This window comes from Candidatus Woesearchaeota archaeon, from assembly GCA_018303405.1.
In the GTDB taxonomy this organism is placed as follows: Archaea; Nanobdellota; Nanobdellia; order Woesearchaeales; family JABMPP01; genus JAGVYD01.
The window spans coordinates 1-15558 of sequence record JAGVYD010000016.1 but is presented as its reverse complement, the minus strand read 5'-3'; the positions used below and the strand labels follow the sequence as shown (position 1 = coordinate 15558).

19 protein-coding genes are annotated in these 15558 nt (G+C 45.2%); 7 read left to right on the top strand and 12 right to left on the bottom strand.

Going from position 1 to position 15558, the window contains the following annotated elements; translation table 11 throughout:
* Positions 1-102 precede the first annotated feature (102 nt).
* The gene (locus tag J4227_06550; protein ID MBS3110161.1) at positions 103-453 is read left to right on the top strand and encodes a divalent-cation tolerance protein CutA; all 351 of its coding nucleotides are present in this window, start codon (positions 103-105) and stop codon (positions 451-453) included.
* Entirely contained in the window at positions 450-1280 is an 831-nt protein-coding gene (gene ispH / locus J4227_06545) for a 4-hydroxy-3-methylbut-2-enyl diphosphate reductase (protein ID MBS3110160.1), read from the top strand. Before J4227_06550 ends, ispH begins: the two co-directional genes overlap by 4 nt.
* Positions 1281-1315: 35 nt before the next feature.
* On the opposite strand, the gene uppS is transcribed toward ispH, so the two are convergent.
* From uppS to J4227_06530, 3 genes are all read right to left on the bottom strand, one after another.
* Entirely contained in the window at positions 1316-2014 is a 699-nt protein-coding gene (gene uppS / locus J4227_06540) for a di-trans,poly-cis-decaprenylcistransferase (GenBank protein MBS3110159.1), read from the bottom strand.
* Positions 2015-2083: 69 nt separating this feature from the next.
* Complete coding sequence (locus J4227_06535) at positions 2084-2452, bottom strand: hypothetical protein (GenBank protein ID MBS3110158.1); 369 nt, start codon at positions 2450-2452, stop codon at positions 2084-2086.
* 116 nt (positions 2453-2568) lie between these two features.
* Complete coding sequence (locus J4227_06530) at positions 2569-4233, bottom strand: AarF/ABC1/UbiB kinase family protein (protein ID MBS3110157.1); 1665 nt, start codon at positions 4231-4233, stop codon at positions 2569-2571.
* An 89-nt stretch (positions 4234-4322) separates the two neighbouring features.
* Here J4227_06530 and J4227_06525 point away from each other — a divergent pair, with 89 nt between their 5' ends.
* The gene (locus J4227_06525; GenBank protein MBS3110156.1) at positions 4323-4850 is read left to right on the top strand and encodes a metal-dependent hydrolase; all 528 of its coding nucleotides are present in this window, start codon (positions 4323-4325) and stop codon (positions 4848-4850) included.
* A gap of 69 nt (positions 4851-4919) precedes the next feature.
* Here J4227_06525 and J4227_06520 read toward each other — a convergent pair whose 3' ends face one another.
* The 5 genes from J4227_06520 to J4227_06500 all read right to left on the bottom strand — a co-directional run bounded on the left by J4227_06520 (position 4920) and on the right by J4227_06500 (position 9062).
* Positions 4920-5606 carry a UMP kinase gene (locus J4227_06520; GenBank protein ID MBS3110155.1) on the bottom strand — a complete coding sequence of 229 codons (687 nt, stop codon included), beginning with the start codon at positions 5604-5606 and terminating at the stop codon, positions 4920-4922.
* A gap of 67 nt (positions 5607-5673) precedes the next feature.
* Entirely contained in the window at positions 5674-6036 is a 363-nt protein-coding gene (locus J4227_06515) for an EamA family transporter (protein MBS3110154.1), read from the bottom strand.
* Positions 6033-6413: an EamA family transporter gene (locus J4227_06510; protein MBS3110153.1), complete on the bottom strand. Its 381-nt coding sequence runs from the start codon at positions 6411-6413 to the stop codon at positions 6033-6035. The genes J4227_06515 and J4227_06510 overlap by 4 nt, the downstream gene beginning before the upstream one ends.
* A complete protein-coding gene (locus J4227_06505) occupies positions 6410-8032 on the bottom strand; it encodes a hypothetical protein (GenBank protein MBS3110152.1) in 1623 nt (540 codons plus the stop codon). Before J4227_06505 ends, J4227_06510 begins: the two co-directional genes overlap by 4 nt.
* A complete protein-coding gene (locus tag J4227_06500; GenBank protein MBS3110151.1) occupies positions 8019-9062 on the bottom strand; it encodes an MMPL family transporter in 1044 nt (347 codons plus the stop codon). The genes J4227_06505 and J4227_06500 overlap by 14 nt, the downstream gene beginning before the upstream one ends.
* Before the next feature lie 186 nt (positions 9063-9248).
* Here J4227_06500 and J4227_06495 point away from each other — a divergent pair, with 186 nt between their 5' ends.
* Entirely contained in the window at positions 9249-9548 is a 300-nt protein-coding gene (locus tag J4227_06495; protein ID MBS3110150.1) for a hypothetical protein, read from the top strand.
* A 2-nt stretch (positions 9549-9550) separates the two neighbouring features.
* On the opposite strand, the gene J4227_06490 is transcribed toward J4227_06495, so the two are convergent.
* Entirely contained in the window at positions 9551-10186 is a 636-nt protein-coding gene (locus tag J4227_06490) for a hypothetical protein (protein MBS3110149.1), read from the bottom strand.
* Positions 10187-10320: 134 nt separating this feature from the next.
* Between J4227_06490 and J4227_06485 the strand changes: the two genes are divergently transcribed.
* Entirely contained in the window at positions 10321-10740 is a 420-nt protein-coding gene (locus tag J4227_06485; GenBank protein MBS3110148.1) for a hypothetical protein, read from the top strand.
* Between the two features lie 53 nt (positions 10741-10793).
* Here J4227_06485 and J4227_06480 read toward each other — a convergent pair whose 3' ends face one another.
* A complete protein-coding gene (locus J4227_06480; GenBank protein MBS3110147.1) occupies positions 10794-11534 on the bottom strand; it encodes a hypothetical protein in 741 nt (246 codons plus the stop codon).
* Between the two features lie 96 nt (positions 11535-11630).
* Between J4227_06480 and J4227_06475 the strand changes: the two genes are divergently transcribed.
* Complete coding sequence (locus tag J4227_06475; protein ID MBS3110146.1) at positions 11631-12350, top strand: hypothetical protein; 720 nt, start codon at positions 11631-11633, stop codon at positions 12348-12350.
* A gap of 29 nt (positions 12351-12379) precedes the next feature.
* Here the strand turns inward: J4227_06475 and J4227_06470 are convergent, their stop codons facing one another.
* Together J4227_06470 and J4227_06465 are read right to left on the bottom strand one after the other, a co-directional pair.
* Positions 12380-14092, bottom strand: coding sequence for a CTP synthase (locus J4227_06470; GenBank protein MBS3110145.1), 1713 nt, complete (start codon positions 14090-14092; stop codon positions 12380-12382).
* Between the two features lie 181 nt (positions 14093-14273).
* A complete protein-coding gene (locus tag J4227_06465) occupies positions 14274-14852 on the bottom strand; it encodes a hypothetical protein (protein ID MBS3110144.1) in 579 nt (192 codons plus the stop codon).
* Between the two features lie 171 nt (positions 14853-15023).
* On the opposite strand from J4227_06465, the gene J4227_06460 reads away from it, so the two are divergent.
* Positions 15024-15488 carry a peptidylprolyl isomerase gene (locus J4227_06460; protein ID MBS3110143.1) on the top strand — a complete coding sequence of 155 codons (465 nt, stop codon included), beginning with the start codon at positions 15024-15026 and terminating at the stop codon, positions 15486-15488.
* Positions 15489-15558 lie beyond the last annotated feature (70 nt).

Here is a 15558-nt window from a genome sequence, read left to right as displayed (position 1 = left end):
TATTATAAAGATTTGCCTGGCAGTGCATCAAGATTCAGAAGAAAACCTTTTCCCAGGCCAGCACCGGGATAGCTTTTTATATTATGCCACTTTCAAAAATCCATGATAATTGTCTATACAACCTGCTCAAGCAGAAAGGAAGCTGAAAAAATCAGCATGAGCCTGCTCAGGAAAAAACTTGCCGGCTGCTGCAATGTTTTCCCGGTTGCCAGCGCATATCTCTGGAAAGGAAAAATCGAAAAGGCAAAAGAGCATTCAATTATCATCAAGACATCAGGGAAGAATTTCTCTGCTGTTGAAAGGGAAATCAAGAGGCTGAATTCATACAAAATCCCCTGCATCGAGGGGTGGGATGTGGCCCACGCGGAACACAATTATGCAAGCTGGTTTGACAGGGAGCTGAAAGGTGCAGGAAAAGGCAGGGAAGCCACAGGCAACCGGTGGAAGAAATGAAAAATGTGACAATAGCCAGCTCAGCAGGATTTTGCTTTGGGGTAAAGCGCGCAATAGACATAGCAGAGCAAAATGCAGAGCTGAAGCCTGTCATTTATGGTAACTTGGTTCATAACCCTGGCGTCATTTCTGAGCTGAAGCAGAAAGGAATAACAAGCGTGCCAGTTGGCGCGCGTGAAAAATTGGAGTCAAATAATGTAGTGATTACTGCACACGGGGTTTCTGACACTGTGCTGGCTGACCTTAAGAAAAGCAAGTTTAATGTCATTGACACGACCTGCCCGCTTGTCAAGGCAGTCCATATTCTTGGCAGGAAGCTTGAGGCAGACGGCTACCAGGTTGTCATATTTGGCGACCCAAACCATGTCGAGGTCAAGGGCACAGCTGGCAACCTGAAGAGCCCAATTGTAGTCAAGAACCTGGAAGAGGCAAGGAAGCTGCCGCACTTTGGAAAACTGGGCCTGATTTCCCAAACAACCTCATCCCTGAAGGGATTTAATGAGATGGCTGAATTCCTGGAAACCAAGGCAGATGACCTCAAAGTGCAAAACACTGTCTGCTATCCAACAAAGGACAGGCAGCTTGCAGCAGAGGAGCTTGCCAAGAAGGTCGAGGTCATGGTTGTCATAGGGGGCTATATCAGCGCAAACACAAAAGAACTTCACGAGTTATGCGAAAAATACACTGAGTCACACTGGATAGAAAAGGCCGGCGAGCTTAAGCAGGAATGGTTCCACGGCAAGAACAATATCGGAATAACCGCAGGCGCCTCGACGCCTGACAAGGACATACAGGATGTCGTGGAGAGAATCAACTCAATGGATTAAAACATCAAAGCGCGAGAAAGTCTAATTAAACATCATCATTTGCCAAACCTTCTTTCCCTTGTCCTGTACTCTTCCATTGCCGCTGCCAAATCCTCTTTTTCAAACTCGGGCCATGTCTTTTCCAGGAAAATCCACTCAGCATAGGCCCCCTGGAAGGGCAGGAAATTAGAGGTCCTTTTCTCCCCGCCTGTCCTGATGATCAAATCAGGCTCGTCAGAAAAATAAAGGTTTTTGCTGAAGACTTCCTCATTTATCTGGGCAATGTCCAGCCTGCCTTCAGCTACCTGCTCGGCTATTCTTTTGGCAGCATCAACAACCTCAGCCCTGCCGCCATAGGCCATGGCAAAATTGACAATGTAGCTGGCATTGTCTTTTGTTTTTTCCATTATATCTTTCATGGATTGTGTTATATCTGAAGGGAACATGCTTATCCTGCCCACAAAATTGACCCTAATCCCCTCTTGCATTACATTCTCATCAGCGAGCAGCCTTTTGAACTCCTTCCTGAAAACATTCATGAGAAAGTCAAATTCATCCCTGGGCCGGTTGAAATTCTCAATAGAAAAGGCATAAAGGGTTACCTCCCTGATGCCCAATTCCTTGCACCAGGAAAACAGCTTTTCAACTTTCTTGGCTCCCCACTCATGCCCCATCCAAGGCTTGAGCATAAGCCTCTTGGCAAATCTCCTGTTGCCATCCATTATTATTCCGATGTGTTTTGGCACCTTGTCCATGGCATTTGAGAAACAAATCTCTTTTATAAATATATCCTCTGTTATGTCACGTTATTATGTGCTCGCTTCTCAGCTTTTTTTCTTCCTGGGCGCTGTTTTCTGGAGGAATTTTTTCGCGGCATACCTGGCGCCGCCAATGGCCTTTTGCCTTACTTTTCCTTCCAAAGCCACCAGCCTTTTTTTCATGGCAACCAATTCGGCCCTGGAAGCCTTGTCCAGCTTACTGAAATGCTTTTTTGCCTCTTCCTCAGCCAGCTTCTGAAGCCTTGTTTTGTGCATTTTGGCTTCGCTGAGCAGCTGATTGGCCATTTTCCTGGCTTCCTCACCTTTGATGTACCCCCTTTTGACCAGGGCCTGCACACTCTGCCTGATCTCCTTTTCTGTAAGTGTCGCCACTCCTATGCCGAGAAGCATGCCTTTTCTCAATGCATCAAACATCCATCTCACCTCAACCAATGCTTTTTTAGCAACAATTCCATACGTTCATCATTTAAAATTCTTGCTATTTTTGGCAATGCAAATGCTTCCGGTGCCGCTTGGAAACTTTTTGCATCCTAAATGCGCTCTCTGGCAATTGACACAGTGAGCACAAAAAACAGGAAAAATGCAATAAGGTAGCCAGCCAAGGAAAAAACCGGAAATCCCATAAAATCCGGCTGCTCAAAATTCAATATAAGGCTGCTTGAAATCAGGAAGGCTGTAATAAGTATGCCCAGTGCCACCCTGTTGCTGGACTTGTCCATCTCTGACGAAAGCGTCTTAAGGTCTGTGTCAATCTTCTCCCCCATTTTTTCAACCTGCCGCACCCTGAGCAAAAGCTCATTGGTCTGCTTGGGCACGTCAGAAATGAACTGCTTAAACTGCCTTGTAGACTTTATGAGCCTGGTAAAAACCTGCCTTGGACTGTTCCTTTGCTTAACCAGTTTTTCAACAAATGGCTTTGCGCTGAGGACAAGGTTAAAGTCAGGGTCAAGCTCTGCCGCCACGCCCTGCGTAGTGATTATTGTCTTGCCCAGAAGGACAAAATTCTTTGGCAGCTTCAGGCCATGCTTTTTGCTGAGCGAAATTATCTCCTCGAACAAGTCCCCGAGCCTGATTTCCTTTACAGGTATGCTGTAGAATCTTTCCATGTTCTTTTTCAGGTCAGCCTTGAATATCTCCATATCCACTCCTTCATCAAGCGCCCCAAGGCTCAGAAGGCTGGTTGCCAATGCATCTGTATCACCTTGGATTGATGCGATGAAAAGGTCTGTGACTTTTTCCCGCAATTCATCATCAAAATAGCCAACAATCCCAAAGTCAAGCCAGGCAATCGTATAATTTGGCGTCACCAATATGTTGCCGGGATGGGGGTCAGCATGAAAAACGCCATTCACAAAAACCTGGTTTAGTATGGAGTCGACAATATTTCTTGCTATAAGCTTCCTATTGAGCATTTTTTTGGATTTGATAAGCTCGGAAAGCTTTCTTCCCTCAAGGTATTCCATGGTCAGGACCTTCTCAGTTGTCATGTCCCAGTATACTTTCGGCACTTTTGCAGAAGTGGAATCCTTGAGCTTGACATGGAATGCATCTATGTTCTTGGCCTCATTGACATAATTGAGCTCCTTGAGCGTATAGTCCTCAAACTCCTCAACAATCTCTTTGGGGTCAACGACATTTTGGTCATGGTATTTTTGCATGAGGTGCACGAACAGGTACATAATATCGATATCTGACCTGAATATCCTCTCAATGTCGGGCCTTTGAACCTTAACTGCAACACGCTTCCCATTCTTGAGCTTTGCAAGATGGACCTGGCCAATGGACGCAGCAGCTATAGGCATGGGGTCAAAACTCATGAACAATTCCTTAAGGGTGCCGTGGAGCTCAGTCTCGACTATCTGCTTGACTTTTGTGTAGGGAAAGGCAGGCACATGGTCCTGCAGCGTTGTGAAGGCATTGGCATATTCAAGGGGCACAAGGTCGGGCCGGATGCTCAAAAGCTGGCCGAGCTTGATGAATCCTCCCCCGAGCTGCTCCACAATCCTGACGACCCTCATTGGCTGCGTGTCTGTACGAATGAATTTCTTGGCATCCATGGTACGGCTAAGGGGCAGGAATTTCTTGAGCCTGAGGATTTCCACAAAATACCCCATTTCGTTCCTGATTAGCACTTCGAGAATCTGCTTCAGCCTGTTCAGGTCCTTCAATTTCTTGTCAAAATCAGCAAAGGGCATAATATAGCCATCGGTATACAATTATATAAAATTTGCCATTGGTGCAAATTACAGAAAATTATATATAAGTCAACTCACGAAATAAGGCCATGCCATATGCCGTAACCCATGTGATACTTACCATCATAATAGCTGACATGTACCGGGACTATGTTGCAAAAAAGAAGTTCTCGATGTGGTATGTGCTCATAGCCGGCATAGCCGGGCTTTTGCCGGATGCAGATATACCCCTAAGCTGGGCATTTAATTTCATATTTGGGACAAGCTATAATTTCCATAGGCTATTCACCCATTCAATGCTTTGGTTTATCCTGATCTTCCTGGCCGGACTTGCTTTTTTCATGATTAAAAAGCAGGAATACAAGGTATTCAGGTGGATTGTGCCAAAAAACGCCATTGTCATGTTCTTCATGGCTGTTGCTTTTGGCTGGTTTATGCATATACTGCTGGACTGCTCTATAAGCGCAGATGGCTATCTTAACATTATCCCCACAGTCCCTTTATGGTTTTGCCCGGCTCCATTTCCAGGCGATGTAGCTGCTGGCATAGACGCAATCATCTTGATATTGTGGCTTGTGCATGAGCAGTGGCGGCATGAGATAAAGGATTATATCTAGAATTATATCTAGTTTCATTACTGATATCTGGGCACAATTAAGAAAAAATCATCCTGCAAATAAAATTTATCATTTGATAAGGGTCCCAATCACTTTCTTATCAGCAAGAAGTTTTTTGATGTTCTGGAGCTTGGTGCCGTTTACGATCCTAACAGAAATTTTTTTACTCTTTGCCAGCTTGGATGCTGTTGGGTCAAAAGGCACGGACATTCGTGGCTGCCATTTTTTGCCGACTATCGCAAGATACTGGTCCCATGTGAGGGTTTCCAGCTTGACAGCATCCCTGAATTTGTTTGGGTCCTTATTGTGCACATGGTCGATATTAGTCAGATTGATTACTTCGCGTGACTTGAAATTAACAGCCATGAGAACCGCATCATAATCGCTTGACCATCCCGGCTTCCATCCTGAGGCCACAATAATCTTTTTCGCTGTGGCTATCTTGCCTGTGGGATTATCAATTACCTTCTCAAAGGCTGCCGGGCCGAACATCACCCTGACAAGCTCAGCATTCAGCTTGGTTGCAGCTATCCCAAGCCAGTCCAAATCAGCATGGCTTGGCCTTGTTATTTTAAGCACAGCATGGTTGTATGTGCGGTTTGTCCCGCCTCCGCCGCAGACAATTATTGCGCGGTTTCCTTTTTTTACAAAATCCAAGATCAATCCCCTGAATTTTTTCAAGAACTCGACGTGCACTGCGTCGGGTGCTATGATGGATCCACCCAATGAAAGCACAATAGTCCTTTTTTTTGCCATTTTATGCAATACCTTCAACTTTTCCAAAGTTCAATTTTTGCAATACTTATATTCATCTATCCCTTATTTAACTTGGCAAGCTGCTGCCATAACCTATGAAAGCCACGCCGGCAATAATCACCAGTATGCCAAGCCACTTGTAAAGGTTCATCTTCTCCCCTAAAAATTTTACTGAAATCAGGCTTACCCATATGTAGCTTGTCGCAACAAGTGGATAAATAACCGACAGGTCACTGCCTTTCAGCGCCGGGATGAATATCAGGGTCGCAATGCCGTAAATCAAGACGCCATAGAGCAGGTTTTTACTCCTGAGTATGCTCTTGAAATCCCTGTGTATTTCAGACGAGGCTTTTTTCATGAACATCGGCCCCCATGCGCCAACAGCTATCCCGAACAGGGCAAGGCCAATTGCGCCCAATTCTGTGGTCAAGCTTCCACCCCATTGCTATCATGCCCACGGCTGCCGAACTGGATAACAGTAATGCCCACTATTATCAGTCCAACACCTATCCATTTGTAGATATTAATTGTCTCATCAAAAATCCGGTTGGAGAGAATAGTCACCCAGATATAGCTCGTGGCAATAATTGGATATACCACAGTCACCTCTCCGCCCTTCAGCGCAACAATCAATATGGCAGCGCCCAATGCGTAAAGTGCCGCTCCTATGATGAGCTCATAGTTCGTAATAAGGGCAAAGAAATTCCATTCCAGCTTTTCTGCCCCGAACTTGTAAAAAACCTGGGCTGTGGATGTGAAAAGCGTTGTTATTACAGTGAGGGCAATTGCCCACCAATGAGTTTTCATTTGAATCTCCTGGGTGTTGAATCAGGCTCATTCTCCACCAGCATCCCAACAATCTGCGCATAAGCCGGCCTTGTAACCAAGACGCCAACCGTAATGCCCAGGATTGTTGTGACAGCAAATCCCTTGAGCAGGCCAGCGCCTGCAAACCAAAGCGGCAGCATTGCCACAACATTTGTGAAGAATGCCGCGAAAATAATGAAAAATGCCCGTTTCATCATGTTCTTCCAGCTGCCTTTCTGCTCCCTTCTCCCACTCAAGGTCTCGTCCGTTATGACAATCTGGTCATTTACGCCTGTTCCAATTGTGACTATGATTCCGGCGATGGCCGCTATGTCTATATTCCAGCCAATTATCGCCGCTATCCCCAACAGGCAGGTAATCTCTGCCAGCATTGTTATTATCACGGGCACGCTGATTTTCCATTTTCTGTACTTGATAAATATCACAAGAGAAACTGCAATCATTGAAGCAATAGCGATGATCCATGAATTCCTGATGAACTGCTCTCCCAAAATAGGAGAAATTGAATCGGTCTTGACAATGTTGAGCTGGACAGGCAGGCTGCCGGTAATCATCACGGTCTGAAGCTTTTTCATGTTTTTCAGGCTGTCCGCCACAGCTTCTTCCTGTGTTTTTCCCAGGCCGCTGCCAGACACTGCCACGCTTGTCACGGCCTGCCCTTTCAGTTCAGCGCCTATGTTCAGCCTGTCAACTTCTTTGTTATCCAGGTAGAGAAGCAAAGGCTCGCTGAGGTAATTATCATCTCCCTGGCCCTGGACAACTTGGAGGTCCCCTGTTGCAGCCGCCTGCCTATCAGCAGCTTCGGGCGCAAGTGTAATGGAAAACCTGAACCTGCAATACCACAGGTTGTCCTGGGCGACGCTGCAGCCAACATTTGGGTCAATGCCTGAGCAATCAGCAGTCCTGCATACATAAGTTATATCATTTTTTCCGCCCCTGAAAACAGTTGTGTTGCCGATAAAAGCCTCAAATTTTCCCTGCTTGGCTATGAGGTCCTTGACTTCCTCTTCATTAACACCTGCAATCTCAACAGTAACATACTGGTTTCCAGAAAGGTCTTTGGCTTCCTTGACAACAATATCTGAGAGGCCATAAACATTCAGCCTTTGCGCCATATTTTCAAGCAAGATGCCCATATCACTTACGCTTACCGGCTTTTCAGGCTGGAGCAGCACCCTTATGCCACCCTGAAGGTCAAGCCCTTTCCTGATGTTGGTGGTCGGCGCTTCAGAAACCCTCAAGCCAATGTCCTCTGCATTCCCATCAAGGCCCGTCTTTGAATAGAGCCTGTAAAGCCCCTTGTCGGTTTTAAAGGTATAAGTCCTGTTTGGCTGAAGTTTTTCAATGAAAGAATAATAATCGCCAGTATTCTTGATTGGCGCCCCATTAATTTCAATAATCCTCTCCCTGCTCATCAGGCTCTGCGTTGCCACGGGGCTAACCATCCCTGCCAGGCTGGCTGAACTATTAAGGGCCACACTCCTGATCATGACCCCTTCATTCCAGGGGGTTGGCCTGATTGCCAGGACTGCAAGAACAATGCAAATCATCAGGATAATGACCCTGAAGTTTGTCAGGATGGCCTTAACCTTGCCCATGTTTCCTCGCCGCCTTTCTTTCAACATACCATTTGAGTATGGCTGTATTCGTTATCCATGTGTTGAAGACATCTGCCACCATGCCAATTATTATGATAAGCATAATCTGCCTGATTGTTTCAGATTCGGAAAAAAGGAATGCAATTGTGGCAGCTGTGACAGTTGTCGCCACCATAGTCATTCCAGTCTTGAAGGAACTCATTATCCTATCCATCAGGCTTGTTTCCTGGTTCCTGAGCACCCTGGATGAAAGCAGGATATCAGTGTCAACAGAATAGCCAATCAGCATAAGGAATGCAGCAATTCCACCTGTGGAAATCTTCACTTCCAGCAAATTGACAGCTGCAAGGGTCATTACCATGTCTGCAAACACTGAAATTATGACAGCAAAACTCGGGATTATCGTCCTGAAGGCAATGAAGACTACAATTGACATCAGCAGGAATGCGAAAAGTATTGCCCGTCCTGCTTCCTTGAAGAAACTCTCGCCAAGGCTCGGCTGCACTGTTTCAAGGCCGTAATTTGCCCGTTTTATTCTGGTCTCCATCTCAACAATGTTCACCAGCCTATCTACCTCTTCAGTTTCCTGCAGGTCAGCATCTATCACATAGCCTACCAAGCTATTGGCAGATTCAAGTCTGCGAATGGAAAGATCAACATTTTGAAACTCAGAAGTTATTTTGCCTTGCAGAGAATCCAAGTCAATTTCCATATCTGACGGCACTGTTATTGTTATGCCCCCTTTCAGTGAGATGCCTTTCTGTATGAAATCCCCTGTTGTGGCTGTCTGCATGCCAATCTGGACAATGGAAAGCAACAAGAGCAGGACAGGGATTACCAGCAATTGCTTGTTATATTTGAAATACCAATTGGCAATTTTCGGGTGAGCATTAGACGACGGCTTCCGGGGCGCAGCTTCCCCGCGCGCATCGTGCTTGGCGTTGTTATCTGAATCTGCGGCAATGCCGGCTTCCTGCGCTCCAGCCATGGCAATCAATTTCAATCTCTTCCTTCTTGAGCGTTTTGACATAGCGCCAAAGAAAAGTAATGCATTTAAAAAGGTTGCTGGGAAACATATTTCGTGCAATTACCTGCCATCCATCCATTTCTCGTATGCAAATATATTGTATGTCAAGTTTACAACGATTTTCCAGGACCGGGTCCCAAACCAAACAGACCAGTTAAGAACCCATAGATTACCCCCTAAGGTTTTCAAATGGAGCAGAAAATAACCAGGAAGGACCTTGAATCATTTGTGCATCGTCTTATAGACTTGCCTCTATTCGTCTCGTCGGCCAGAAAAAGCCAGCGCAAGCACGGCCATGGAGTCATGAAGGATATCATTATGCCCTATTATTCCAAGATGTACCGCCAATGGGAAATCGATGGGTTATATCATACCAACCTGCATCCTGGCCTAAAATTTAATGAATACCTGTCTATGCTAACCGAGGGGAAATTCCATCAAGCCCAAGAATATGCCCTGGCATGGTACAAAGAGCTGCGGGCACCATAGGCTCAATCAAATTTCATAAACTGCATAACCTTGGCAACATCGTCCTCTCTTACTATAAACAGGGTATCTGTCCAGCAGCTGAGGCTCTCAAGGATATTGACATTGTTGTCTGAGAACAGGGTGGCCAAATATCCCAAAACACCGCTTACCTTTTCAATTGATTTCGGGCTTTTTACTATGACAACTGCATTCCTTGAGCTGCGGGCTATGGTCTTGTCACCGAACTGCCTTGAGGCTTCGTCCCCGTATTTTTCAGATATGACCAATGTGATGGACTTTGTTCCCTCAACGGAGAAAAAAACATCATCATTTTTCCTGACTTTTTTCTCAAGGTCTATGAGACTGTCAAGGTAAACACCTTTTTCAAGAACAAATACTGATATCCTGTTCTTTATCTCAAGGTCGCTTTCCCTCAGCAGGGATTTTATCTCCTCTTCCTTTATCTTCTCTGATTTAACCTTTTTGGTGTACCTGATGGCAGCAATGAGAATGGCATCCTTGCTGGATTTTTTCTCAATCCGCAAATCCCTGGATATTTTTCTTGAGAGGGATGAGTAGTTGATTATGCCATGCTTAAGGCAGTCCTTTATTGATTTATGGCTTTCAATGTACTGCTCGGTCAATTCAGCTGTGTTCATGGCACCAGAAAATCCCTTGCTATTTATAAATATAACTAATTTGTTTTATTTATAACTAAATGTTAACTTTTATGTTAATTTTCAGACGAAGAATATATTAGCACTTTCACAATCCCAATTTTAAGGTGATTTAAATGGCAACAGCACAGAATAACAAAGGCATAACATCGATTGTGGCCCACGCATTAAGGGAAAAATCAGGCTATTTCATTGAAATAGACAATGTGAGCGCCCAGCCCGGCGTAATCGAGTTCCACCAATTCGGAATCCCCACAAAATATGTGGCTACCATACTGCCTTCAGGAGCAAATGGCAATTATGCTGTTGAACTTAAGGCCAAATCCCCGCATTTGGAGTTGGGGCAATCAGCGCCTCCCGGCTACATCGAGGGAGCCAACAGCATTGACTCTGGCATTGAGGTTGAATCAGGCCACCAGTCAAGCGATGATATCGGCGAAAAAATCGCTTCCATACTGCTCTCAGGCATTAAATTTGGACCAGAGCAGCTCAAGGAATACAAGACGATGTATATGGCAGGCCAGCATGCATATTGAGCTTCTTATGGGCAGTCTCAGACGGCTGATGCAAAAAAGAGCAAGCAATCCAATTATTTTTTTGCCCCTTCCCATAATATTGTAAAGAACTTGCGGTAGGAATCGGCCACTTCCTTGCTCCTCATCACAAACGCAATCGGGGTTTCGTACCAGAGTATGATTGCAATATTGTCACCAAATATCCAGGTTGTTGCAGGTGTTTCATATCTCAACGGCAGATAGCGCATTTCCCTATTTTTTATCTTCAGGAGTTTTTTCTCCTCGAAAACTTTCTCGTTATAAATTATTTTCATCCTTATGCCTGCCTCTGCCCTTCTCCTGTGGAAATTCCAGGCATAAGGGCCCATTATTCCAATAAACAAGCCGGTTGCCCCGATTACCAGCATGTCCTTTCCAGCCCTGAGCAGGTCCTCGCAGACTGATTTCAGCCCCTTTTTTCCCTCGTAAATCGTCGCCTCCTGTTTGGACTTTGTAATCAGCCTCTTGGCCTCCAGAACAGGCAAGAGTTCCCTGAATCTGGATTCCATTGACTCAGCCTCTTTTTTCTTCTTCTCCACAATATCGGCCATGCGCGCGGGATTTTCAGCGTAGAAGTATTTTCTATTCGCCTTGATAACATATGAAACAAGGCCTTTTTCGGAAAGCAGGTCAATGTTGTCATAGACAGCTGCACGATGGAGGCCTGTTATCTTGATCAGCCTGCCAGCAGGAATCACCCCGTGCTCCAACAGCCTTAGGTAGACTTTTTCCTCATTTCTGCTCAGGCCAAACTCCTGCAATGATATCTCTGCCATGACATTGCGGACTTTTTTCAAGTATTAAAATATTATGATTGTCATACTATAATACTATGACAATATTTTATATATTATATTACTGCATAGTGGTATATGACACTTGATGATAAACTGGCAGAGCCAGACCCTGAGAACGGCAAAATCACTAGGCCTCTTGAGAACAGGCTGGTGGGAGGGATTGTCAGGGGGTTCCTTGACGCTGCTAAAAGCACCTTGCTTTATGCAGGAAGCCTTGCCCTTGCTGTAAATTTCGCTGGTATATTTCCACCTCTAATGTCAATAGGCATGACAGGGGGGGAAATTCTGAGGCTCCGCAAAAACAAAGAAAAAACAACAGGCAAGAAACTGCGCTCCGTTGCCTATGCAGGATTGGCCGTGGGCACATTGGCCAGGTTCTATTTCCAGAATTTTGTTCACTCCATTGATGTAACCATCATTTATGGAAAGATAAAGCGGGCATTTCGCATAGCCTTGCTGTTCCCTATGTTCAACCTCACTGCAAATTTCACCAACTACATTACAGCAAAATATACCCCTCAGTCATTTTTTAAAAGAATTGGCCAGGATGGCAGGGGAATATTCTCTGAATATTATAATGACAGGCTGAAGGGTAGGTATGCGCGTTCTTTGGGAAAGGCCTATGCTTTTATCTATCCACCACTGGCTACGAATTCCGTGCTGCAAATTATGAAGCCAGAATTCCTGATGCCCTTCCTGGCAGGTTTTTTTAGATACAAAGTGCATGGCGAATCGCAGAAGAAAAAGCAGCCTAACTATGATCCAATTCCATCAGCCATTCCTGCCTATGCTTAGATTGATATCTCTCCAGGCCGGTCTTGCCTTCACTTCTTGTTCATCTGGCTCTTCTTAATTGCTGCCTCAACAAACCCAACATACAAAGGATTGGGCCTCAGCGGCCTCGAAGTGAATTCAGGATGGAATTGGGTCCCAAGAAAGAACGGATGGCCTGGCAATTCCATGATCTGCATTATCGGGTAATCAGGCGCCTTTCCAGAAAAGACAATCCCCTTTTTTTCAAATGCTTCAATATACTCAGGATTGCATTCATACCTATGCCTGAACCTTTCCCTAACTTTGAGGCTGCCATAAAGCCTGTGCGCCATTGTGCCTTTCTTAACCTCAATGACACGGCCACCCAGCCTCATGTTCCCCCCCAAGCCTTCAATCTTCTTCTGCTCAGGAAGGATATCTATAACCTTGTGCCTGCAGTCCGGCTCAATTTCTGTTGAATTGGCATCCTTAAACCCGCACACATCCCTTGCGAATTCTATAAGTGCCATCTGGAATCCGAAACACAGGCCCAGGTAAGGAATTTTATTTTCACGCAGATATTTGACGCACGCTATCTTTCCTTCTGTGCCTCTTTTGCCAAATCCGCCCGGCACAATAACCCCCGACACGCCTTCCATGGCATCCTTGACATCCAGTTTCCCGCTTTCAATATCAGTTGTCTCAATCCATTTTATCTTAATGTCAGTTTTTAGCTTTGCGCCGGCATGCTCCAATGATTGCAGGATGGAAGCATATGAATCCCTCAATCCCGTGTATTTCCCTGTCATCCCTATTACAATTGTTTTCTTCGGGCCAACTATATTCCTGACAAATTCCTGCCATTCCTTGCTCTCTGGCTTTTTGCCATTCTTCAGGCCGAGCCTTTCACAGACAATCTTGTCAATTTCCGCCTCTTTGAGCATGCTCGGGACAGTGTAAATGCTGTCCTTGTCATGAACGCTCACGACATTCCTTAAGGGCACGTTTGAATACACGCTTATTTTTTCCCTGACCTTTGTTGTCACAGGCTGTGTTGACCTGCAGGCTATGATGTCTGGCTGAATCCCAAGCTCCATCAACTGCTTAATGCCCATTTGGGCCGGCTTGCTTTTCTGCTCTCCCAAAAACTCCGGCTTTATGATATAAGTGACATTCACAAAACAGACATTTTCCCGAGACTCCTCATAGGCAAGCTGCCTCATGGCTTCAATGAAATACTGGTTCTCTATGTCGCCGACAGTCCCTCCAACTTCCACCAAAATTATGTCAGCCTTTGTCTTAAGCGCCAATTCCCTGAGAAAACCCTTAATCTCGCCTGTGACATGCGGGATGAACTGCACATCCCTACCCAGGTATTTTCCGCCCCTTTCCTTGCTCAATACAGAGCTGAAAATTTTGCCGCCGGTGAGATAATTGTCCTTTGAGATGTTCTTGTCCAGGAACCTTTCATAGGTCCCAAGGTCCATATCAGATTCTGTGCCATCATCCAGCACAAAAACCTCGCCGTGCCTGTATGGGTTAAGCGTCCCGGCATCAACATTCAGGTAGCCGTCAAATTTAATGGGCGAGCACGCATAACCGGAATCCTGCAGCAATTTTCCAAGCGAAGCCGAGAAGATGCCTTTTCCAAGGCCGGACATCACGCTGCCAGTGACCACAATATACTTTGTCCTGCCTGGCCTGTAATTGTCAGGGACAGGCGTATAATATTCTGATTCCTCTGTTTTTTTCGCAATGCTCCGCAATAGCTCTTCAGCTGTCATTTTACATTACCCCGCCTGCACTTATGAATTGGATGTCAAAAATCGGAATTGACTGCTTTGCCTCAAAACGAGAAATCGTATGCAAAATTTTGAAACATTTTGTCGGTCGCACTAATAATGTAGTTGGCATGTTATATTTAAAGATTATTATTGCCAAAATTTTCCCGTCTATAACTCTGCACTATCCTACAAATGCCGCGTAAAGGTTAGAGAAAACCCCGTAGCCATCAAAAGGCCTGATTGGAATCAGGTTGAAGAAGAACAGGAATAAATTGATTTTTCTTGAAAGCACTGCTATTTCCATGTACTTCTTATCGACAAGGTCAAACTTCACAACAATATACGAAATAAGCCACAATACAAGGTTTATGCCAGGCCCTGCAAAGGCAACTATTGCATACTGCATTGGCGACCCAATCCCTGAGATGGAAACAAAAGCCGGCACAAAGAAAATGAACCCGAAATTCAGCAGCTTGAGAATCAGCCCCAGCCCGAGCCACTGGTACGCAGCATGAAACACAGCGTTCATGCCAAATGAAAGCGCCACAAACTTATGGCCAAGCTCATGCAAGACTATGCCTGGCACTGTTGCCAAGATGGCAAAATAAAACCCGTCCCAATACCTGCTTCTCTTGCCTGTATAGTATTCGAGAACATCCCTCTTCTTTGGCCGGGCGTGGAAGGCATCCTTGAATATAAATCCGACAAACAAAGTCATAACCAGCATATCCAGCAGTTCTGCCGCGCTTATGATTGCCATTGTCCATGAAAAATGCCGTCCTTTAATAAACTTAATGCAAAGACTTGTGCATGAAACAGGGCATTGCACGCATTTGAGATGCAATCAAATAAATGCAAACTATTAAATAATATCACTTTGGCAGTTACAATATGCGGTTTAAGGTATTTGCAATTTACCAAAGGTGATAATATGGCGGATGACAAGAAAAAGGCAAAAAGCGGAGATACTGTCAAGGTGGATTATACAGGCTCATTTGATGATGGCCAGGTTTTCGACACCTCCGATGGCCAAGCACCGCTGGAATTCCAGATTGGGCAGGGCCATATCATAAAAGGATTTGATGAGGCGGTAACGGGCATGGCTGTTGGCGAAGAAAAAACCGTCAAGATTAAGCCAGAGGACGGCTATGGGCTTAAGATAAAGGAGCTTGTACAGGACATTCCCCTGTCACAGCTAAAGGACCATGAAAAGTTCCAGGAAGGGATGCTATTGACCCTTAAAGACCCAGACGGCAAGATGATAAATGCCATAATTGTCAAGAAAGACACTGAAAAAATAACGCTCGACCTTAACCATCCCCTGGCTGGCAGAGTCCTGAACTTCAAAATCAAGCTAGTTAGCATTGGGCCTAGTAGAAAATCCCATCGGCGATAGCCGATGTTGTAGGCTATCAGCCTACAAAACAGCTCAGCTGCCTGCGTTCTTATGTGCCTTGACCTTACAT

Coding starts and splice junctions, on each gene's coding strand:
- J4227_06550 (MBS3110161.1), top strand. CDS start 103: ATGATAATTGTCTATACAACCTGCTCAAGCAGAAAGGAAGCTGAAAAA.
- ispH (MBS3110160.1), top strand. CDS start 450: ATGAAAAATGTGACAATAGCCAGCTCAGCAGGATTTTGCTTTGGGGTA.
- uppS (MBS3110159.1), bottom strand. CDS start 2,014: ATGGACAAGGTGCCAAAACACATCGGAATAATAATGGATGGCAACAGG.
- J4227_06535 (MBS3110158.1), bottom strand. CDS start 2,452: ATGTTTGATGCATTGAGAAAAGGCATGCTTCTCGGCATAGGAGTGGCG.
- J4227_06530 (MBS3110157.1), bottom strand. CDS start 4,233: ATGCCCTTTGCTGATTTTGACAAGAAATTGAAGGACCTGAACAGGCTG.
- J4227_06525 (MBS3110156.1), top strand. CDS start 4,323: ATGCCATATGCCGTAACCCATGTGATACTTACCATCATAATAGCTGAC.
- J4227_06520 (MBS3110155.1), bottom strand. CDS start 5,606: ATGGCAAAAAAAAGGACTATTGTGCTTTCATTGGGTGGATCCATCATA.
- J4227_06510 (MBS3110153.1), bottom strand. CDS start 6,413: ATGAAAACTCATTGGTGGGCAATTGCCCTCACTGTAATAACAACGCTT.
- J4227_06505 (MBS3110152.1), bottom strand. CDS start 8,032: ATGGGCAAGGTTAAGGCCATCCTGACAAACTTCAGGGTCATTATCCTG.
- J4227_06500 (MBS3110151.1), bottom strand. CDS start 9,062: ATGTCAAAACGCTCAAGAAGGAAGAGATTGAAATTGATTGCCATGGCT.
- J4227_06495 (MBS3110150.1), top strand. CDS start 9,249: ATGGAGCAGAAAATAACCAGGAAGGACCTTGAATCATTTGTGCATCGT.
- J4227_06490 (MBS3110149.1), bottom strand. CDS start 10,186: ATGAACACAGCTGAATTGACCGAGCAGTACATTGAAAGCCATAAATCA.
- J4227_06485 (MBS3110148.1), top strand. CDS start 10,321: ATGGCAACAGCACAGAATAACAAAGGCATAACATCGATTGTGGCCCAC.
- J4227_06480 (MBS3110147.1), bottom strand. CDS start 11,534: ATGGCAGAGATATCATTGCAGGAGTTTGGCCTGAGCAGAAATGAGGAA.
- J4227_06475 (MBS3110146.1), top strand. CDS start 11,631: ATGACACTTGATGATAAACTGGCAGAGCCAGACCCTGAGAACGGCAAA.
- J4227_06470 (MBS3110145.1), bottom strand. CDS start 14,092: ATGACAGCTGAAGAGCTATTGCGGAGCATTGCGAAAAAAACAGAGGAA.
- J4227_06465 (MBS3110144.1), bottom strand. CDS start 14,852: ATGGCAATCATAAGCGCGGCAGAACTGCTGGATATGCTGGTTATGACT.
- J4227_06460 (MBS3110143.1), top strand. CDS start 15,024: ATGGCGGATGACAAGAAAAAGGCAAAAAGCGGAGATACTGTCAAGGTG.